This is a genomic window from Deltaproteobacteria bacterium (assembly GCA_020845775.1).
GTDB lineage: Bacteria > Bdellovibrionota_C > UBA2361 > SZUA-149 > JADLFC01 > JADLFC01.
This window is the reverse complement of sequence record JADLFC010000105.1, coordinates 14873-35440: the sequence shown is the minus strand read 5'-3', so window position 1 is coordinate 35440 and position 20568 is coordinate 14873. Positions and strand designations below refer to the sequence as shown.

At 45.9% G+C, this 20568-nt stretch carries 22 protein-coding genes; 9 read left to right on the top strand and 13 right to left on the bottom strand.

Annotated elements, in window-relative coordinates:
* The first annotated feature begins 349 nt into the window (after positions 1–349).
* From IT291_06645 to lpxI, 9 genes are all read left to right on the top strand, one after another.
* Positions 350–1648, top strand: coding sequence for an adenosylhomocysteinase (locus IT291_06645; protein MCC6220900.1), 1299 nt, complete (start codon positions 350–352; stop codon positions 1646–1648).
* 75 nt (positions 1649–1723) lie between these two features.
* Complete coding sequence (gene lysS / locus IT291_06640; protein MCC6220899.1) at positions 1724–3208, top strand: lysine--tRNA ligase; 1485 nt, start codon at positions 1724–1726, stop codon at positions 3206–3208.
* The gene (locus tag IT291_06635; protein ID MCC6220898.1) at positions 3209–4486 is read left to right on the top strand and encodes an ABC transporter permease; all 1278 of its coding nucleotides are present in this window, start codon (positions 3209–3211) and stop codon (positions 4484–4486) included.
* Positions 4487–4490: 4 nt separating this feature from the next.
* Entirely contained in the window at positions 4491–5174 is a 684-nt protein-coding gene (locus IT291_06630) for an ABC transporter ATP-binding protein (protein ID MCC6220897.1), read from the top strand.
* Complete coding sequence (gene bamA, locus IT291_06625) at positions 5171–7447, top strand: outer membrane protein assembly factor BamA (GenBank protein MCC6220896.1); 2277 nt, start codon at positions 5171–5173, stop codon at positions 7445–7447. The genes IT291_06630 and bamA overlap by 4 nt, the downstream gene beginning before the upstream one ends.
* A 139-nt stretch (positions 7448–7586) precedes the next feature.
* Positions 7587–8129: an OmpH family outer membrane protein gene (locus IT291_06620; protein ID MCC6220895.1), complete on the top strand. Its 543-nt coding sequence runs from the start codon at positions 7587–7589 to the stop codon at positions 8127–8129.
* A gap of 78 nt (positions 8130–8207) precedes the next feature.
* A complete protein-coding gene (gene fabZ, locus IT291_06615) occupies positions 8208–8660 on the top strand; it encodes a 3-hydroxyacyl-ACP dehydratase FabZ (protein MCC6220894.1) in 453 nt (150 codons plus the stop codon).
* Between the two features lie 32 nt (positions 8661–8692).
* On the top strand, positions 8693–9493 hold the full coding sequence (lpxA, locus tag IT291_06610; GenBank protein MCC6220893.1) for an acyl-ACP--UDP-N-acetylglucosamine O-acyltransferase: 801 nt from the start codon (positions 8693–8695) through the stop codon (positions 9491–9493).
* Positions 9463–10287 carry a UDP-2,3-diacylglucosamine diphosphatase LpxI gene (gene lpxI / locus IT291_06605; protein ID MCC6220892.1) on the top strand — a complete coding sequence of 275 codons (825 nt, stop codon included), beginning with the start codon at positions 9463–9465 and terminating at the stop codon, positions 10285–10287. The genes lpxA and lpxI overlap by 31 nt, the downstream gene beginning before the upstream one ends.
* Before the next feature lie 27 nt (positions 10288–10314).
* Here the strand turns inward: lpxI and IT291_06600 are convergent, their stop codons facing one another.
* From IT291_06600 to IT291_06540, 13 genes are all read right to left on the bottom strand, one after another.
* Entirely contained in the window at positions 10315–10944 is a 630-nt protein-coding gene (locus tag IT291_06600) for a hypothetical protein (protein MCC6220891.1), read from the bottom strand.
* A gap of 2 nt (positions 10945–10946) precedes the next feature.
* Positions 10947–13019, bottom strand: a complete 2073-nt coding sequence (locus IT291_06595; protein ID MCC6220890.1) for an FHIPEP family type III secretion protein — start codon at positions 13017–13019, stop codon at positions 10947–10949.
* A 19-nt stretch (positions 13020–13038) separates the two neighbouring features.
* Positions 13039–13308, bottom strand: coding sequence for a hypothetical protein (locus IT291_06590; protein ID MCC6220889.1), 270 nt, complete (start codon positions 13306–13308; stop codon positions 13039–13041).
* Between the two features lie 24 nt (positions 13309–13332).
* Positions 13333–13641, bottom strand: coding sequence for a hypothetical protein (locus IT291_06585; protein ID MCC6220888.1), 309 nt, complete (start codon positions 13639–13641; stop codon positions 13333–13335).
* A 49-nt stretch (positions 13642–13690) separates the two neighbouring features.
* Positions 13691–14104: a FliM/FliN family flagellar motor switch protein gene (locus IT291_06580; protein ID MCC6220887.1), complete on the bottom strand. Its 414-nt coding sequence runs from the start codon at positions 14102–14104 to the stop codon at positions 13691–13693.
* Complete coding sequence (locus IT291_06575) at positions 14101–14841, bottom strand: hypothetical protein (GenBank protein MCC6220886.1); 741 nt, start codon at positions 14839–14841, stop codon at positions 14101–14103. Before IT291_06575 ends, IT291_06580 begins: the two co-directional genes overlap by 4 nt.
* Positions 14838–15062, bottom strand: a complete 225-nt coding sequence (locus IT291_06570; GenBank protein MCC6220885.1) for a hypothetical protein — start codon at positions 15060–15062, stop codon at positions 14838–14840. Before IT291_06570 ends, IT291_06575 begins: the two co-directional genes overlap by 4 nt.
* Position 15063: 1 nt before the next feature.
* Entirely contained in the window at positions 15064–15948 is an 885-nt protein-coding gene (locus IT291_06565) for a hypothetical protein (protein ID MCC6220884.1), read from the bottom strand.
* A gap of 62 nt (positions 15949–16010) precedes the next feature.
* Complete coding sequence (locus tag IT291_06560) at positions 16011–16763, bottom strand: sigma-70 family RNA polymerase sigma factor (GenBank protein MCC6220883.1); 753 nt, start codon at positions 16761–16763, stop codon at positions 16011–16013.
* Positions 16764–16921: 158 nt separating this feature from the next.
* Positions 16922–17293, bottom strand: coding sequence for a GNAT family N-acetyltransferase (locus IT291_06555; protein ID MCC6220882.1), 372 nt, complete (start codon positions 17291–17293; stop codon positions 16922–16924).
* Positions 17294–17389: 96 nt separating this feature from the next.
* Positions 17390–17794: a hypothetical protein gene (locus tag IT291_06550; protein MCC6220881.1), complete on the bottom strand. Its 405-nt coding sequence runs from the start codon at positions 17792–17794 to the stop codon at positions 17390–17392.
* Positions 17778–18776, bottom strand: a complete 999-nt coding sequence (locus IT291_06545; GenBank protein MCC6220880.1) for a rod shape-determining protein — start codon at positions 18774–18776, stop codon at positions 17778–17780. Before IT291_06545 ends, IT291_06550 begins: the two co-directional genes overlap by 17 nt.
* A gap of 127 nt (positions 18777–18903) precedes the next feature.
* Entirely contained in the window at positions 18904–20487 is a 1584-nt protein-coding gene (locus tag IT291_06540; GenBank protein ID MCC6220879.1) for a GAF domain-containing protein, read from the bottom strand.
* Positions 20488–20568: the final 81 nt, after the last annotated feature.

Sequence of the window (20568 nt, the reverse complement as noted above, 5' to 3'; positions counted from 1 at the left end):
AGGGCAGAAGGCGAGTTTTTGCGAGAAAGTTCATAACACCTCATCAAATGCTAAAGTATTAGTTTCTAAGTAATAAGATTGGCAATCTTTTTTATGAGATAGGGAGCGTTGAAATACATCCCCCCCCAGCATTCACATTGTTTTTTTGGTCTACTTGTTTGTCTATATTTTCTCTTGTAGACTGCCGGTTGCTTAGATTAAGAATAACGCGGTCTTGCAAAGCTAAATTTTACCAAACAAAGATAAGAAATTATTGCTTAGTTTAGTTTTGCCGGCTCATAGGAGACGAAATTATTTTTTCGCCAGGATTTTTGTCTGTTAGGTTCTGGCGCATCAAAGTGAGATTATAATGAAAGAAGATTTTAAAGTTGCGGATTTGAAGTTAGCAGAGTGGGGTAGAAAAGAAATTAGGTTAGCTGAAAACGAAATGCCTGGCTTGATGGCTCTTAGGGAAGAGTTTGGCAAGTCTAAGCCGTTAAGCGGGGCTAGGATTGCTGGTTGCCTGCACATGACGGTTCAAACTGCTGTTTTGATTGAGACGCTAATAGAACTTGGTGCAGAGGTGAGGTGGTCTAGTTGCAATATTTTTTCAACTCAAGATCACGCTGCTGCGGCTATTGCCGAGCGCGGTATCCCTGTTTTTGCATGGAAGGGTGAGACCGAAGAAGAGTACGAGTGGTGCATAGAACAGACACTGCGCTTTTCTGATGGCAAAGTTCTCAATATGATTTTAGATGACGGCGGAGATTTAACTAAACTCGTTCACGACTGTTATCCGGAAATGATAAAAGAAGTGGTTGGAATTAGTGAAGAAACTACCACTGGAGTTAATCGCCTGTATACTATGCATGCCGAGGGTAAGCTAAGGGCGCCAGCAATTAATGTGAATGATTCCGTAACTAAATCTAAGTTCGACAATTTGTACGGCTGCAGAGAATCTCTAGCAGATGGGATAAAGAGAGCTACGGATATCATGGTAGCTGGTAAAGTGGTTGTCATTGCGGGCTATGGAGATGTGGGGAAGGGTTGTGCCGAATCCATGCAGGGCTTCGGCGCACGCGTGCTGGTTACTGAAATAGATCCAATTTGTGCCTTGCAGGCAGCAATGAATGGATTTGAGGTTGTAACGATGGAGGAAGCAGCGGTGAGAGGCGATATTTTCGTTACTGCTACTGGCTGCTGCGACGTTATTACTGCCGAACATTTCTTGCAGATGAAGAATGAGGCGATACTATGTAACATTGGCCACTTCGATTCAGAGATAGATATTGCCTGGTTAGAGAGCAATCCGGGAGTGCGCGAAATAAACATTAAGCCGCAAGTCGATCAGTTTATTTTACCAAATGGCAATTCCTTAATAGTGTTGGCGCGCGGGAGGCTAGTCAATTTGGGCTGTGCGACCGGACATCCGAGCTTTGTGATGTCAAATTCGTTTACGAATCAAGTGCTAGCACAGATTGCGTTGTGGACTAGAAACAGCGAGTATTCAGTTGGCGTGCACATGCTGCCAAAGGAGCTCGATGAGAAAGTCGCTCGATTGCATTTGCCAAAGTTAGGGGTTAAGCTAACTAAGTTAAATCCAAAGCAGGCGGGCTATCTGGGCGTCAGCATAGACGGTCCCTATAAGCCGCAGCACTATCGCTATTAATATTAGTTGTTAGTGGTCGGTTGCTAAAGCCGCTATGGAGCTCGGTGGAACTATCAATTTTTTCTTGGCCAAATGATGTCTAACACTAGAAGTGAACAGGAGTTGGTTCGCATTGAGAAGCTTAGCGAGTTGCGACAGCACGGCGATCCGTTTCCGAATGACGTAGTGGTGACAGCTACTAGCGAGCGCGTTAGGGGTAACGTCGATGCAGAGGTAGAATTGGATGAGGCCGACCGCAAGCGAGTAACGCTTGCCGGTCGATTAATGACTATTAGATTGATGGGTAAGGCGGCGTTTTGTCACGTTCAGGATCGCCATGGGCAGATTCAGGTGTATGTTAAGCGCGATGATTTGGGAGAGGCGGCATTTGAGCGTTTTAAATCTCTCGACCTCGGCGACATCATAGAAGTTACTGGTTATGCCTTTCGCACCAAGACAAACGAACCTTCCTTGCATGCGGAAAAGTATAGGTTGTTGGTTAAGTGTTTGCATCCATTGCCAGAAAAATGGCACGGATTGACAGATGTAGAAACTCGATATCGAAAGCGCTATGTCGATCTAATCGTTAACAAGCAAAGCCGTGACGTCTTTTTGGCTCGAGCTAAAATTCTCGGTCTTATTCGCGAATTTTTTAATTCTCGAGAGTATTTAGAAGTGGAGACCCCGATGATGCATTCCGTCGCGAGTGGGGCTGCTGCTAAACCCTTTTTGACTCATCACAATTCGTTGTCGCTCGATTTGTATCTTAGGATTGCTCCTGAGTTGCACCTAAAGCGCTTGCTTGTAGGTGGCTTTGAGCGCGTTTATGAGATGGGAAGAGTTTTTCGCAATGAAGGAATGTCCACTGAACATAATCCCGAATTTACTATCTTGGAGTTCTATCAGGCATATGCGACTTATAATTCCTTAATGGATCTGACTGAAGAGCTCATCGTTAAACTCTGCCAAGAAGTAACCGGCGGGTTAAAGATAAACTACAAAGATAGGGAGTTGGATTTCACACCTCCTTGGAAGCGCATTACTATGGTCGAAGCTATTAGGGAGTTTGGCAATATAGATTCTAGTATTTCTCTTGAGTCGCTAGATGGGATAAAGAGAGCGGCTAAAGTGTTGGGATTTGATGGCATTGATTCTCTTGATGATTACGGCAGAGCCGTTTATGAAGTGTTTGATGTTTGTATTGAGGAGCGCATAGTTTCGCCTACTTTTATCACTAAACATCCACTCTCGATTTCGCCATTGTCTAGGGCATCTGCGGATGATGGTCGTTTCGTGGATCGGTTTGAGTTAATAGTAGCGGGCATGGAGCTAGCTAATGCGTTTAGCGAGTTAAATGATCCTTTTGAGCAGCATCGGCGATTAGAAGATCAGCTCAAGGCAAAGATGCAGGGGGATGAAGAGGCTATGGATATGGACGAAGATTTTGTCACGGCTTTAGAATATGGCATGCCTCCGACTGCCGGAGAAGGTATCGGCATAGATCGGCTAGTAATGATTCTTGTTGGTGCAACGAGTATACGCGATGTAATTCTTTTCCCTCAGATGCGACCCTTAACCTAGATGATCCTATCCGTTGAACTATTTATCGCTTTTCGCTATTTGCGAAGTAAGCGAAAAGAAGTCTTTGTTTCGATTATCGCTGTAGTTTCTATTTTAAGCGTCGCAATCAGCGTGATGGTTCTCGACATTGTGTTGTCGGTTATGACTGGTTTTGAGAATGAGCTGAGGGCTAAGCTTATTGGCGCTAATGCTCATGTGGTGATTCGCAAGTTTGGGGGGAATGTGGAGCAGTGGAAAGAAGTCTCTGACTTGGTAGTTCGCCAAAATGGAATAAAGGGCGTTTTCCCCTATACCTACAATCAGGCTATGCTTACCGTTTCTGGCGGCGCTCGAGGACTTATTATTAAAGGCATTGCGGATGAACCTCTAGCTAAAGAGAAATTGGAGCAATACTTAGAAGCCGGAACAACGATGTCTAGTTTGTTCTCTCCTGCCGAAGTTGAAATTCTGCGACCGGACGGGCAAAAGGATTTAATTAAACTTTCTCCTCTGATTATCGGTCGAGAACTTGCTCGCTCTATGGGATTAGAAAATGGTTCAATCGTAAGCCTTTTTGCGCCCACTTTGATGTCTTCACCTCAAGGGCTAATCCCCAAGCAGCGCAGGTTCGTAGTGGTAGGAACTTATAGTTCGGGCTTAGTGGAATACGAAAGTGGCATGGCCTATACCTCTTTAGAAGCAGCGCAGTCGTTTTTTAAGTTTGAGAAAGGCGTAACTGGTTTGGAAGTAGTTGTTAAAAATATATTTGAGGCAACTGCTATCGCCGATAATCTCGCGAATGCTTTGCAGGCGCTGGATGATGGCTATTATGCCACTGACTGGACGGAGCCAAATAAGCCTCTATGGGAGGCAATACGCTTGGAAAAGCGCGTGTATTTTATCGTGCTATTATTGTTAATCCTCGTTGCCAGTTTCTCTATTGTTAGCACTTTAGTGATGGTGGTTATGGAGAAGGGAAAGGATATTGCTGTTTTTAAGTCCATGGGCGCCAGTGCAGATTCTATAATGAAGATTTTTTTTATACAGGGCGCCCTTATAGGAACAAGCGGCACTTTTTTGGGAACTATTCTGGGTGTGTTTGGGTGCTTGGCTTTAAGGAGCTATGGATTTGAAATCGATCGCTCGGTATTTTCTCTTGATACGGTTCCGGTGGAGATGCAGCCAATAAATTTTATTATAGTGGCAATTTCCTCTCTAATCATTACATCGCTTGCTGGGGTATATCCTGCTAGGCGCGCTGCTAAACTGGATCCCGTTGAGGCTCTGAGGTACGAGTAGTCGCATGAGAGTTGAGGCTAGAAATATCGCCAAGCGGTTTAATGACGCAGGTCGAATGATAGAAGTATTTGCAGATCTTTCGTTAGAGGTTGAATCTGGAACAAGCCTTGCGCTTGTAGGGGAGTCCGGGGCAGGTAAAACGACTTTGTTGCAAATACTAGGTACCCTTGAAAAGCCCACATCGGGAGAGGTATTTATCGGCAGCAAGTGCGTCACTGAAAAGTGTTTGGATGACGCGGCTCTTTCGGCGTTTCGCGGTAGATATATAGGGTTTGTGTTTCAGTTTCACTATTTGTTGCAAGAGTTTGATGCCCAGGAAAATGTTGCCATGCCACTAATATTGCAAGGGGAAAGGCGTGTCGACGCTATGGAAAGAGCTGAAATTTTGCTAAAAAGAGTTGGATTGGAGGCTCGCTTGAAGCACAGACCAGCAGCTCTTTCTGGAGGAGAGCAGCAGAGGGTTGCTATTGCGCGAGCCTTGAGTTCTAAACCTGGGGTAGTTCTTGCAGACGAGCCGACGGGCAATCTCGATACTCGTACTGCTAAAGAAGTTCAGGAGTTGCTTCTTGCCATTCAGGAAGAAGTAAAAATGACTTTAATTGTTGTTACGCACTCGTTAGAGTTGGCAAAATCCATGGGAAGAGTTGTGGAACTAACAGCTGGTAAATTGGTTGAGAAAGTACTGTGAAGAGATTGATTTGGATAACTGTATTGCTTTTTTGTTGTGGCGTAGATGCTGTAGCAGAGGAGCGGGACGTGATTTCTGAGATCAAGATAAGAGGAAATGAACGAGTAAGCGAAGAGACGATTAGGGATCAGTTATCAACCTTAGTCGGCAAGAAGCTCGACAAGGCAGCAATAGATGCTGATATTAAGCAAATTTACAAGACTGGTTTCTTTGAGAAGGTCGTTGCGGGTTTGCGCGTTCGAGGTCAAGATGGCGTATTGACTTTTAGCGTAGTGGAAAGACCAGCGCTCAGGCAAGTTTTCTTAAAGGGCAATGAAGAGCTAAGCGAGGAAGTTTTAAAAGAAAAGCTCGAGATTTCTGCTGCTCGGTTTTTAGATAAGAAAAAGATAAAGGCTGGAATTGAGCAACTTAAACTCTATTATCAGAGTTTGGGCTTCTATGATACGAGCATAGATTATTCAATTACGTCTGTTGAAAATAACCAGGTGGATCTAACTTTCGTAGTGGACGAGGGCGAAAAAAAGAAGCTCCGAAAGATTTTTTTTGAAGGAAATGATGAGATAACTGATTCCGAATTGAAAGGCGTAGTGATGACGCGTAAGTATAAGTGGTGGAGCTCTTGGCTTACCGGTTCGGGTGTCGTAAAAGCCGATCAACTTACTAACGACGTTCAATTGATCTCTCGGTACTACCTTACAAAGGGCTATGCGGATGTTAGGGTAGGTGAGCCTGAGATTAAGGAAGTAGATGATGGCCTTGTCCTCACCTTTAAGATCGAGGAGGGACCAATATTTAGTTTGAGAAATATTGGAGTAAAGGGCGACCTCGTCAATGGCGATACTGAGAAAACCTTGGAAGGAGTCCAGGTAAAAAGGGGCGACACTTTTAATATCGATACAATTCGCCAAAGCACATTCCATATTTTAGATAAATTTACTGATGTCGGATATGCATTTGCTAACGTTGAGCCAGCAACGAGTTTGGATAGGACAAGTCGCGAAGTCGATGTTGTTTTTGAAATTAGCCGGGGCAAATTAGCCTACGTCGATCGCATTAACATTAGCGGTAACAGCAAGACTACTGACAATGTTATTAGGCGGTCGTTAAAAATCCAGGAAACGGATCTATTTTCTAGTTCAAAGATTAGGCGTAGTCAGGAGCTGCTAAATAGGCTGGGTTTTTTCGAGGAAGTCAGCATCACGCCACAACCATCTAAGGAAAAGGAGCGCGTGGATCTACTCCTCGCAGTGCGCGAGGCAGCTACGGGAACATTTAGCGCGGGAGCAGGAATTAGCTCAGATGAAGGTTTTATCTTTAATGTTCGCGTGTCCGAAAATAACCTTTTTGGGCAAGGCAATTCGATTGTAACTGACGTAAACGTGGGAACGATAAACGAAAATTATGTGTTTTCTTTTACGAATCCCAGGATAAACGATTCTTACTGGTCAGGCGGTATCGATTTGCTGTCTACAGAGAGGGAATTTGACGATTTTGACCGAAAGCAACGAGGAGGATCGCTAACGGCGGGTTATCCACTGATGTTTTTTGGGCCAGAGAATGTCGATGATGTCAGGTTTTCGTTGCGTTATGAGTTGTTAGAAATCGACATCGATAATATCAGCGAAGATGCGCCTGAGCTCATACAAAACGAAAAAGGCGTTAGTACGTCTTCGAGCATTACGCCGAGATTAGTGCGCAACACTATCGATAATCCGCTAAGTCCACTAACTGGCTCTCGGCAGTTAGTAAGCGTTTCATTGGCTGGCTTAGGTGGCTCGGAGGAGTTTTGGTTAGCGGAACTGTCAAACACCATTTATAGACCCATCTGGAGACCGGCATTTGGTGATTTTGTCTTCTCTCAGCGAGTTGATTTTGGGTATGGTGATACTTTTGATGGCGAAACATTTCCGTTGTTTCGACGATTCTTCCCTGGAGGCATTAACTCGGTTCGAGGTTTTAAATCTCGAGAGCTTGGCCCGAAAGATGCAAATGGAAACGAATTTGGTGGCAATAAAGAACTAGTTGCCAATTTTGAACTCATTTTTCCAATATTTTCTGCCATGGGGCTAAAGGGTGTAGCTTTTTACGACATAGGCAATGCTTTTGATGATGATGAAAATATTGAATTTGCAGATCTGCGCCAAGCGGTAGGATGGGGAGTTAGGTGGAATTCACCCTTGGGGCCAATAAGAGTGGAGATTGGCTATCCTTTAGAAAGAAAAGAAGGGGAAGATTCAGTGGTAACTTTGTTTTCCTTTGGCGCGCCACTGTAAATAAAATTGTAGTTATTGATATTGATACCGATGCGGCTTAGGCGCTGTGTGTTGTTGTAATCTTGAGTTAATTATAGTATGTGTTCTTTTTAAATTAATTGCAGCTCTTGTTCTTGATGCAAAGTAATGTGAGGTGATTATGTCTTTTCTTTCTCGTCTTTATGGTCTTAGCGTTTTGTTGGTAATCTTCTTATTATTAACCCTTGGGGTTAGCAATGCTCTTGCCGAGAAGGAGGCGATGGTGGTTGGGTTTGTGGATATGCAAAGAGCGCTCAGTTCTTCCATTGAGGGGAAGAAAGCCCAGAAAGAGTATGAGCAGAAGGTTAAATCGGTACAGTCGGAACTGGACAAGAAAAAGCAAGAGTTTTCCCGCATGAGGGAAGATTTTGGGAAGCAGAAGGCTAGTCTGAACGAGCTCGCTAGAACCGAGAAAGAAGAAAAACTCATTGTTGTGGAAAAGGATCTAAAGCGCCTATTTGAAGATTCGCAAGAATCTCTTCGCCGAGAGAATATTAAGGTCGTTGGCGATTTATTAAAAAAGCTACATGCTGTAGTAGACGAGGTTGGTCGTCGCGACGGCTTTACTATTATTCTTGAAAAAAGTTCGCAAGCAGTGCTTTACGCAGATAACAAAATTGACATTACCGATAAAGTTATTCAGCAGTTCGACAAAACCCAGTAAGTAGTGTTTGTGGCGCAGTGCCACCAAGAAAGCGTTATTACTTAATGCGGTAGAAATTTGTAGGCGAGGAAAATCTAAGTGACTACAGATATTAAAATCCCTTTAGAAGTTAATGACATTCAGCGCATTATACCTCATAGGTATCCATTCTTATTTGTCGATAGGATAATAGAGTTTGTCGATGGCGTAAAAATTGTTGGGGTGAAGAATGTATCGGTAAATGAGCCATTTTTTGAAGGTCATTTTCCGGGGAGGCCACTAATGCCAGGGGTTTTGATACTGGAAGCCTTGGCTCAGGTGGGAGCTATTTTTGTTAAAATTAGCACTGGCGGAGCTTCGGCGGAGAAATTGATAGTTTTTTCCGGTGTGGAATCGGCTCGGTTTAGAAAGCCCGTAGTTCCCGGTGACGTCATTACGTTAGAGTGCTCGTCTCCGAGAAGAAAGCTCGTTCATTGGAAGATGCGAGCGATTGCGCGAGTTGGCGATCAAGTTGTTGCAGACGCGATTTTAAAGGCAACAGAAGTAAACTGATAAGTTGTTTTGCGTTTTTTTTATAGGTAACGATGAGAGCTAACATTCATCCAACTGCGATAGTTGATTCGCAAGCTAGGCTAGCTACCTCAGTAACAGTCGGAGCCTATAGCACTATTGGCCCTAATGTTATCATTGGCGAGGGGTGCGAAATTCGATCGCACGTGGTTATCGAAGGGCATACCACGCTTGGCGAAGAGAACGTGATTTTTCAGTTTGCGTCAATTGGTTCAGCACCGCAAGATTTAAAGTACAAGGGAGAAAGTTCGACGCTGGAGATGGGCTCGCGAAATATTATTCGCGAGCATGTTACATTAAATCCAGGTACCCAAGGCGGGCACATGCGGACTGTAATTGGGGACGACAATGTGTTTTTGGTTGGTTCTCACGTTGCGCACGATTGTAGCGTTGGGAACAATAACATCTTGTCTAACGGAGTTGCGCTGGCAGGGCACGTTTCGATTGGAAATAGAATAGTGCTTGGTGGGATGGTTGGCGTGCATCAGTTTTGTCGCATTGGCGATATGGCAATAGCTGGTGCAGGTTCAATGTTGGCGCACGATTTGCCGCCATATTGCATAGGGCAGGGAGATCGTTGTCACTTAAGAGGTGTTAACATAGTTGGACTTAGGCGAGGTGGTGTATCGGAGGATGAGATATTGATAATTAAGAAAGTATATCGCCACCTCTTTTCTAAAATGGGCAGATTGGAAGAAAAAATTAACAACTTGCCACCTGAGCTCAGTGGCCATCTTCGGATTCGACCTTTGATAGAGTTTATCCAAAGTTCGGAGAGAACGATTTGCACACCACTAAAACACCTGAGCGAATAATTGGAGTAATTGCTGGAAACGGAGCCTTTCCGCTGGAGTTTGTTCGCGGTGCCAAGCGCAATGCTTGTAAAGTGTTTGCAGTTTGTCACATCGGCGAAACGGATAAGGCTATTGAATCGCTCGTGGATGAGGCGGTGTGGATTAAAGTAGGTCAGTTGGGCAAGTTAATATCCTCTTTTCTTTCCTTTGGAGTAGAGAGGGTGGCTATGGCTGGTGGGATCAGTCGAATTAGCTTGTTTAAGGGAGTCAAGCTCGACGTGAGAGGTATTCAGTTACTTGCTAGGATTCGCTCTACCAAGGATGACCTGATTATGCGAGGTATTGCTGAAGAGCTTGAAAAGGAAGGAATTGAGGTAATAAGTTGTGCTACTTTTATGGAAGATTCCTTTGCGGCTGAAGGCGTTCTGGGTAGGTGTAAGCCAACAGCTACTCAGCGTGCTGACATTGAGGTAGGTGTGTCAGCATTGCGCGCTATGAGCGCTGAGCATATAGGGCAATTGGTGGTTGTAAAAGATGGTGTAGTCGTTGCCGTTGAGGCGGTAGAGGGTAGCGATGCAGCGATAACTCGCGGTGGAGAATTGGGCGGACCTGGAGTTGTGGTCGTAAAATTTGCTAAATCAACACAGGACATGCGCTTTGATATACCAACAGTGGGGTGTAAAACATTAGAGACCATGGTTAAGGTTAAGGCCAATGTTTTAGCTATAGAAGCGAGAAAGACCCTAATGATGGAAAAAGAAAAAATGATTGAATTAGCGAACAAGCATAAAATAGTTCTCGTCGGCTGTAGCTGACATGCTTTACCTCTCCTAGTATATTAGTCAGTCTTTCGACAACTCGTTTACATGAGTCTCTTTTGCAGTAGTCGTGGTGAGATGCAGGTTATTTTGTATTTCCCATTCGTCTGTTGCACCGCTTCCCTGAGCCTTTAACAATTCCTCGTAAGCTTCCTTAGTCTCGCCGCCTTCAATCAGAAGGCCAGCAAAGTTATTTCGCGCTCGATAGTTCAGTGGATTTAGGTATAGAGCAATCTCAAACAATTTTTTCGCGGCCTCGCGATCGCCATTTTGCATCGCCACAAGTGCTAAATGAGCATAGCCTCGGTCGTAGTTGCTATCGAGTGAAACAGCTTTCTTGAAATACTCCTCAGCCAAATCGAAATCATTTTCTCTCCAGGCAAGGCAGCCAAAACCATCTGCTACCCGCGGATCGTCCGGGGAAAGCGATTCGGCCAAACTGAGCAGGGCACGCGCACTGTCAAATGCGCTCGTAGAGTCACTATCTAAATGGCGAGTTACTTGATTCATTATGGAAATTAACTTTCGGTTTAGCATGGCCTCTTGGTTTGGAGATAGGGAACGCGAGAATTCGTAAGTTGCACATCCACTTGCTAGGAGCAATTGAGCCGATATTGCGATTGAAATGAGTTTAGTCAACGTTTTAGCAATCATTTTTAATGGGTCTCCATAGAGGGCATTGAGAAAGCTGCGGCATTTGGCATGTTGGTAGTTTCCGAAAACTCACTAGGGGCTTTGCCGTTTAAGCTTAAGCCTTCAACTTCAACGTAAATGGGATGCGTAAGTTTAATATCTGCTGACAGCTCACTCACGGATATTACGCGCATATCTGGCATGTAGCCTGCCATGAGCTGAGAAAACGGCAGTCTGGCCGAGCGAGAGGTGAGAACGACGAATAGCTCCGGATCTCTTTCTCTAAGGCCTCTAATAATTGAGGTAATCCTGTCAGCAAAATCCGGCTCAGGAGGCAAGTTGAGAATGCTGAGCTTGGCAAACAAGTAGTCGAGTTCTGGTGACAATACAAAGGCTTCAAGCGTTGAGCTTCCGTGTGTAATATCGGCAGAAATCGTCCGACCTAATGCCTCCCGGACGTGGGCCAACAGGGCACACATTTCATGTGGAAATCGACTGTTTTGACTAAGCGATGCAGAAAGCTGCATTTGTGGCGATGACGACGGCTGATTCGTTGCAGAAGCCTTTTGGTTTAGATTATACTCGCTTATTGCCTGCAAGATTCGGCGCATATCTCTTATGCTTACGTTTTCTAGTAATAGCTGCCTAAAAAGTGTCGTTAAGCCAGTAATGCTAATGAGTTTAGGCACGACGCTATTAATCAAATCTTCAGCTGTCGCCTGGTGAGCCTCCAACAATATTCTAGTGTGCGTATCATCGATGAACTCTAGTAAGTTTTTCTCCACTAGGCGGCCCAATGAATCTGCAATTCTAGCACTAAAGCCATTCATAGATGCTGAACCATTAGCCTTATCGCCGCCTGAGTTGCCTTCGTTTGCGAAAGAGATCTTTTCCATGGCGACTCCGTGAACGAAAATGCTTGCCTGTATGTCAACCAGTGAGTCGTCGATGTCAAACTCAACCGCACTAATGGTCACGCCTCGCGTATCGAATGTCTTTGATCTCAGTTGCTTAATCAGCTGTGGCAAGTGCGCCTCCTGCTGCAACACGCGAGCCGCATCGAGGCTAAGTCTAAGGACCAGCGGCGAAAAGATCTTTGGTTGAAAGGTAGAATCGACATCTTCCTTAGCCGCCTGTGCGCGCTCCAGCACTCCCTTTTTTGCAATAAGAAAAAATAAAATCGACGCTCCCAAAAATGGCACTGTAGGCATGCCCGGTACGAACGCAAGAATCAACATCACGCCAGCGCAAGTCCCCAACGCCTGCGGCTCTCTGCCCAGTTGTGCAAACATCTCACGGCCGATAAAACCGCGGTCTTTGTTCTCCACCCGGGTGACTACGATTCCAGCCGCTACCGCCACCAGCAAGGCCGGCACCTGGGATACTAAACCATCGCCCACGGTAAATAGCGTAAATTTGCGAAAAGCCGTTCCTAAGTCTAAACCCTGCTGGGTAACCCCAACTACGACGCCAGCTGTAATATTAATGATTGTTATTAGCAGGCCGGCGATGGCATCTCCCTTAACAAACTTCATCGCGCCATCAAGAGCGCCAAACAGCTTTGACTCCCTATGGAGCGCCTTGCGCTTCTCCTTAGCTTCTCCTAGTCCGATAATTCCCGCGCGCACGTCCGCGTCGATGGCCATTTGCTTTCCCGGCATGGCATCGAGCGTAAACCGCGCTGCAACTTCGGCAATGCGCTCAGCGCCCTTAGAAATGACCAGGAACTGAACGACGGTAATAATTGAGAAAATAACCACTCCCACTGCCAAATTGCCACCCACGACAAAGTTGCCAAAGGCCGCAACGATCTCGGGCGGCTCTCCGCTACTAAGGAGCTGTCGAGTCGTCGAAATGTTTAGACCTAGCCGAAACAGAGTAGCTAGAAGCAACATCATAGGGAGCGACGAAAACTCCTCCGACTCGGATAGGTATACCGAGCTAATGAGCAGACATAGCGCAAAAGCAATGTTGCACATTAGCAAGGTATCGAGAAGAAAGGCTGGCAAGGGCAATATCATCAACCCAACAACCGCGACAACTGCTAATGGTAGGAGTAAATCCCTTGTTTCAGCTTTAGTTGTAAGAGTGGCCATAAATTGAAGCGATCCTCTACTAGCGAATGTTTCGAATTATGTTCTGCATAGTGTCGGCTAAGGCGCGAATGATATTGCTTACCATAGTTGCGAGGTTTGCCCTCTTGGCCACTAGGTCCCCCAAAGCCGTCGTATTTCCATACTTGCCTTCAGTAGCGTTTGCCACTTTCATTATGTCTTCTGTAGACGAATTCAAATCGAGCATTACGCGTTCAGCATTTTTTAGCCACGCGGCGTCTGCTTTGCTTATGTTCCCCGAATTCGCTGAACTTGAACTTATTGCACTCATTTTTTTCTACCTCAAATAAATTAACTAACCTACCCTAATATTGCGAATAGCTGCCATTTTCGATTCGTGCTTTGAGCGCTCTATGTTTGAGACCATTGTGGTAGTCTGCATTTCCATTTGAGCCTCGATTTGTAGCTCGATTAGTTCGGCAAAGTCGCCTGTAGGGACGTTTTCAACGCCACCAATAAAATCTGATGCAAACTGCTTCGCAGATGTCATGACGTCTTTAAACAGTCCCACACCAGCGCTCGCTGGTTGCGGCAAATAGCGGGCTACTGAGGCAGCCGCGCCAGCAAGGTCGCCGATCGAAAAAGTTGATTTTAAATCGCTCATAAAACTAATTCTCCAAAGTTAATGTCTAATAACTAATGATTCCTACTAACTAAATGTTAGTTGACCTGCCAATATTATCGCCGCAGTTCGCGTCAATGTTCACCAAAAAGTCATTGTTTGTAACGATGCTTTCGCTTTTCGCTGAGATAGTCGTCGTCGTCCCAAGAATTTCGAGCGCAAGTGCTCCGTCTGCTAGGGAAACGAGACGAGCGGTGGCAATTGGCTCGTCCTGAATCGAGAGAGTAAGCTGCTTAAGGGGATTAAATTGGAATCCCAGGTACTGTCCGGTACTTAGCGAGATTAAATCTTGAATAGACAACTCGCAGGCACCAACTGTTATAGAAACGCTCACCGACTGCTCTAGTGTCTGCTGGGAAGTAGTCGCAGGCGCTTCCTCGGAACATTCGTGTCTAGTAGGGCGTGGCGTAGGCATTGGTGTAATAGGTGTCAGTGTATCGGTCATTGCTCGTTATCCTTAAAAAGAGTGTTAGTGGCCAATAGTTTTGATAGAAGTTCTAAATAAACGTCATGCTTGCAGTTGCTAGATGTAGCAGCGGCAATGCGAGCTATAACAGTAGGTGGCAATCCAATATCGATGGTATATTGCTTGGAACCGTCAATTATGGCGTTTATCGACAGAAATAAATGTTCCGTAAGATTTTCAGATGTGCTCTCAATATCGTTAACGTGCGCTATTGCGCTCGAATCAATAAGTAGGTGCTGGTGTTGGAGAATGTCGCTTTCGGCTATTACCTTAGCCAATATAAAGCACATTGCAGCCTCCGCCGTAATGTCGTTAATCTCTGCTAGATGCGGCGCAGTTGTTAATAGCAGTGCTGCTAAATGATGGGCTAAGGGGATTGGTAGAACAAGCAGTAGTGGCTCCTGAAAAAGGCTTAGGCGCACAAGGAGGAAGGAGCTAGCAGAGGAAACGGAATCGCCACATCTAAAAATGTGCGTTGCGTAGTTGCTATGGATTGATAAAGCTATCTGGATATTTATGTCACTAGCCAAGCTGCGCTGAATCTTTTTTAGGAATGAAGAAATGGCGCGCTGCACTGGGGTGGTGCACAATAGATTATGGGACTTGTTGGGCGACAGGCGTTTGCTAGGGGCTTTCTCTATAGTGAGGACCTCAAACAACTCTATTGGCGATGTAGCGGGTGCTAAAGACTTAATGTCAGGAATATTATGTGTCACGCTAAATAATCCTCACCTGCTATTGTTGCCTTGGCTAAGCGCGTTGCTGCCGAGCGCGGCAACTTGGTCAATGCGCGCGCGATAGTAACGGCCGAGTTATCCTTATTTGGGGCCAGTTTGTAAGCGATTGGCAGAATGCTGTTTGGAGCTAGGACATATGAGAGTGCCATTAGAAGTTCGCAGCGTTTTGAGCAACTTATCTGTAGTGTTTTGCATATCATTTTAAAATCCTCCCGTTGTTATGTTGTTGTTTGTATTGTGACCATTGGACGATGGCGAGTAGGGGCGAAGCATTGCGGCTGCTGTCTCGCTGTTAAAGAATTCCTCCTCTCGTAGTAGAGGTGATTTCGCGCCATTGGTCGATTCTCTGGCGGCTAGGCGTCTTGTCTTCTTAAGATGAAAGAAAGCTACGGTGCCGACCGCAGAGACGAGGAGTAGGGCAGCAAGGATTAGAAGGTAATAATTGTCCGCTATGGCTTTTATGCCGCCCGCTTGGGGAGTTTGTGGTAGAGCGAGCGAGGAAGTGGCAGACCCAGTATATGATTCGGCTGTTGTGACGAGAACCACGACCGACTTATCATCGCTACCGGTGGCTCCAGAAATCAGTTTCTGAACTTTGGCTATATCTACAGCGTTATCAGTCTTAGAGATTAAGAGCACGCTAGCAGACTGAATGCGTTGCCCCGATGCCAATGAGAATCTAGGCGCAGAAGATATCTGCAAGTGCACGTGTGCCTCTAATACATTTGGCAGGCGCTCTAGGGTGTATTCGAGATTTGATGCAAGCTGGCGCTCGAAAAAGTGCGAACGCTCCTCTCTGCTAGGCATTAGACTTTGAGAATGTCGCGTTTGCGTATCGGATAATGGTTTAAAGAGGCGGTGCTCCTCAATTGTCTGTAACGCAGTAGTGGATTTAGCTCTATCGACCTCCACTTCCCATCCTGTGGGCGATACGCGTTTATTAGCCTCAATTCCGACCTGGGCAAGCGCAAGCGTTACTTTGTTTGCTTCGCGCTCGTCTAGGTTGTGAAGGATCGTCTCCTTGCAGCTAGTTAGTAGAAGTATGAACGAAAGCAGCGCATATTTTGTTGGCGTAAGTATTTTCATTGACTGTCCAAATGTCCTTTGTAGATGAAGTGTTTGTTTACTCCTCTAGGTTGATGAATCATTTAAGCGAATAGTTCGCAGTGCTCTAGCTCGCTATTTCGCAACTTCTTGCGAAGGTGGCTAATCGCAGTGGAGTGCAGGCGCGATATCCAGCTTCTCGACGATGCGCCCAAGTATGAGCGAATTTCATCCATTGTCTTATCCTCAAAATACTTTAGTTCAATTACGCGCCTCTGCTGAGGCGATAGTGTTGAAATAACGCGGCGAAGATGTTGCTGCGAGGATTTAACGAGAGTGCGTTGTTCAGGAGTAGAGTCGCAGCGATAACTAATTTGTGCGCGACCCTTGCTAGAATTGTGGACTGTCATATTGAGATCGGCTGAGCGATTGATGACTTCCGCGAGCTCCTTAGACGTCTTGATTAGCTTGGGGGCGCGCTTCTTTTTAAAGTCTTCTACCGTTGTTTCAGGAGAGTCGTTCTTTGCTGGTCTTGATATTTTGGCGAAGTTGCTGAATTTGTTACTAGATTCGCCATGAATGTCTAATCTTCTGGATTCGCTCCCGTCTCTCAGTATGTCATACATTGCGCCGTGAATGCGAAAGTAAGCGTATGTCTTGAAGGCGCAGCCTTTGGTGGAATCGTAATTTCGGGCAGCTTCGCATAGTCCAAAATATGCTGCACTCTTAAAGTCGTCACAGCTATATTCAGGAAGTTGCTTTGAAAAGTGAAAGGCCTCAGCTAAGCGATCGGCATACCCTATGTGGTCAACTACAAGTGCAGATTGTGCGCTTGTTAAGAAATTGCGCGTTTTCATTTTGTTTGCTCCCATTGATTAAAGTAAGTTTGTTTAAAACTAACTAATCTATTGCAAGGCGTGCCAAGTTTAGACGGAGCAAAAAAGCACTGTAAGATCAATAGGTTGCGCTAAGTAGGGCGTGGCGTTTTGCCCTGCCTTGTGGGGTGGAATGCCCCTTAGGCTAGTTCGCTTATGTAGACGTAGCCAAATTTCTTGTAATTGGCATGGTTTTCATAGAAATGTTGAGCTCGCAAATTTGCGACGTTAGTGTGGAGGCATAGTCTACTGCAACCATGCGAGCGAGCGTACTTCTCCAAGAACTCGAGCATTCGTTTTCCGTGCCCCTGGGATCTGTAATTTTCCAAAGTTGCTAAATCATAGACCCAGCAATCTCTTCTGCGAACGATGTGCGGGTAAATTATTAGGCCTGCGACGCAAGCTACCTCGTCATCGATTACTGCGCCGAAAAGTTGATAGCCGTTAGCTAAAAAATCATCTCTATAATTTAAAAATTGCTCAAGGGAAACGTTTGGCCTTAGCGAATTCATGCATGGCCACGCCCTGCGCCAGTCGTCTTCGCTTGTTAGGGGTTCGATTCGGTATGCGTCTTTGGAGGCAGGAGGAGGTTCTGTCTTCATCAGTTTCTATTTTGGACTACTCGTTGTAGCCCCCGACTCAGCTTGCGGCCCAACTTGAGCGTAGGGCAGGGGTAAGTTAGTAGTCAGTAAATATCTAGGTATCCTCACGCGCGAGCCAAGAGGTAGAGCGTTGTGCTCGTTTAAGTCGTTAATTCGCGCAATTCTTCCAGTGTTTGAAATGTCGCCAGTATACCACCTAGCTATTGTGCCAACATTTTCGCCTTGATATGTGACGCGATGAATAATGTCTCCAGAAGTTAAAACTTCAACTTGCTTTTCCTCCTTGGATTGTCTTGAAGGAAGTTTTTCTAAAACGACACAGCCACCTAGAAGCATAGCAGTGAAGCAGAAAACAAAAATCTGGCGGAAAAAAACGCGACCGCAATGCATATTCCTACGCAATGCAAACATGTCTAAATTCCTTAAATGATTCGAGGACAGTTCCGGCTCCTCTAACGATAGCGGTTAGAGGATTTGCAGCGCGATAAAATCTTAGCCCCGTTTCTAGGCTTAGGCGCTCGGGTAGTCCCGCCAATAACGCGCCACCTCCGGCAATATGTATTCCATTGCGAATAATGTCCTCGGCTAGTTCTGGGCTGGTTCGTTCAAGTGCGCGAAGCACGGCATCGACGATAGCACCGACTGGTTCGGATAATGCCTTGCGCACAGTTGCGTCGTCAATCACTAGCTCGCGTGGAACCCCAGTGGCTAAATCGCGCCCAAATACTTTTATCTCTCTCGATTCGGACATTGGCATCGCTGAACCAATGGCTAACTTGATTCGCTCCGCCTCAAAAATACCAATTTGAAGATTAAAGGTTCTTCTAACAAATTGCTCAATAGCCTCATCCATCTCATCGCCCGCAATTCTAACTGATTCTGAATAAGCAGTTGCTCCCATGCTAATTACTGCCACTTCAGTTGTACCCCCGCCTATGTCGACAATCATATTACCACTAGGCTCATTTACTGGTAGTCCCGCACCGATTGCGGCAGCAGTAGGTTCTTCAATTAAGTGAATTTGTCGGGCGCCGGCAGACTCGGCAGCATCTATTACGGCCTTCTTTTCGACCATAGTTATGCCGGATGGAATGCTTACGATTAAGCGGGGTCGACGAAGTTGCCATCTTCGAGAAACCTTCATGATGAAATCGCGAATCATCATGTGCGTCATTTCAAAATCTGCAATGACCCCGTCCTTTAGCGGCCTGACGCACTGGACTGCGCAGGAAGTCTTGCCATACATTTCCTTAGCGGCTCGACCAACCGCCACTGGGCGGCCGTCGTTTCGGTTTATGGCGACTACGCTAGGCTCATCTAGGACTACGCCTCTGTTGCGAATGTAAATTAAGGTGTTGGCAGTGCCGAGATCCATGGCCATATCCTGGCCCATCCACCCGCTAAAGAACGACTTCCAGCTTGGTGCATGCTCTCTAGGCACGGTTGGCTCGTAATCAGCTCTAATGAGATCGTGCTGAACGAGCCCAGCGCTGATGTCCATCCCGTAATCAGGGGTGATTTCATTTTCCCCAAATCTTAACATATCCAGCTCCCCTTTTTGATTGGTTTTCTAGGTTGAGAAAAGCTTCGGAGGCCAACTCGCTGATAGTTTGGCCATTCTTCGGAAATTCGCTAAATGCGACTTTGGTTCCCTCCACCAATAACTCGCCTAATTTTGTCTTACCCAAAGTCGTCTTAGTAGATGAAAACTCACTCACGTCGACGAGTCCCATCAGTTTTCGCAGGCGAACCATGCTTCGATGAATATGCGCTTCCTCCATTAGCAGAAGAATCTGACAGCCGTATAGATAGCAGCTAGCAGATGGTTCTCTTTTAATCTGCTCCACTAGCCGCATGATTTTTTGCATAACTCCTAGAGCGACTTGAGTTCCGGCTAATCTCTCAATTTCGGAGAGATTCTCTACACTGATGCGTGCCAAGCTAAACTTAACTTTCGTTTGCGATGCCTCCCTGAGTATTACATTGCCGCGGATTGAGAAGCTATTCCACGAAAGCGTTCCCGTAGTCTCAATATTGGAGGCGTATTTATCGCGCAAACGCGTGTGCTCAAGCTCTTTTCCAACAATTTTGGCAATGCCTTCGAGTGAAGCAATCTGTTCCGCTGTAAACGGCTGGCAGGGTTTGCTAAGAAGGTTTAGCGAGCCAGCTTCTTTCCCAAGAACCTGAAACGGCACTGACAAGAAAGAGCGCTCACTCGCGTCGGCGCGTGGCAAGGCTTGGACGCTGCGATCTGCGCAAAGTATTTTTTTGTGCCTACAAACCAGTTCGAGCAAGCGATGCTCAGTTTGGTTCTGCGGAGACGATGCTGAATAAAATACTCCCCTCCCGACACCTCCTTGAGAAGTTACGAGAACCACCAAGGCATCGCGTTCTATAATATCAGAGGGAATACCTGCGGAACTAGTTAACAGTTGCTCTTCCGTGCCACATTTGCGAATTGATTCGAGAAACTGCGGCAGAGGATTTCCTAATGCTTTTGTATTGTTCTGCTTGTGCAGCAGTTTGCCGTGCAGCTCTAGTAAGTTTAGAGCTTGTTCGGTAAAGCCCAGCAGAATTTTTTCCGTAACTTTAGCAAAAGCATAATTTTTCTTGCTGTCGCACGCCAGGACTCCGCGCGATCTTCCCTGTCGATCGATAATGGGGATGGCGATAAAGCTCTTTAGCTCCTGGTCTCGCTTGTAACAAAGAAGTGTAGTTGCATCGCGCTCAAATGGGCAGACGACAATGCGTTCACCGCTTTGTGCCGCCCAACCGATTAAGCCACAGCCGAACTCTATGCTAGCCGATGTGTCGAAATCTCGGCTCAAAGAATGAACCCCACCTAGTATCAAGGTCTTAGTCTTCGACTCGGCCAAATAGATAGCTGCGGTGTAAGCCTCCGTAGCGTTTGCTATTAGTTGGGTCAGGCTGGATAAATCGCGTTTGATCTCTGGATTTAAGGAGAATTCAGCGCTAACTGAGCTAGTGCCGCTAAAAAGGCGTTCTTCTTGCTCGCCAGATTCGCCTGAAGTTAAAGCTTGTTGTGGTAAGGATGCCGCCTCCGGCGAGGTCTCTAGGTATATAGAATTCTTTGCCTGGTTCATCGATTAAGCTGCCTTTAAAGGAACATATCCTAGCGTCAAGTTAGTTAAAGCTAGCACTAGGATAAGAACCTTTCAAGGCCT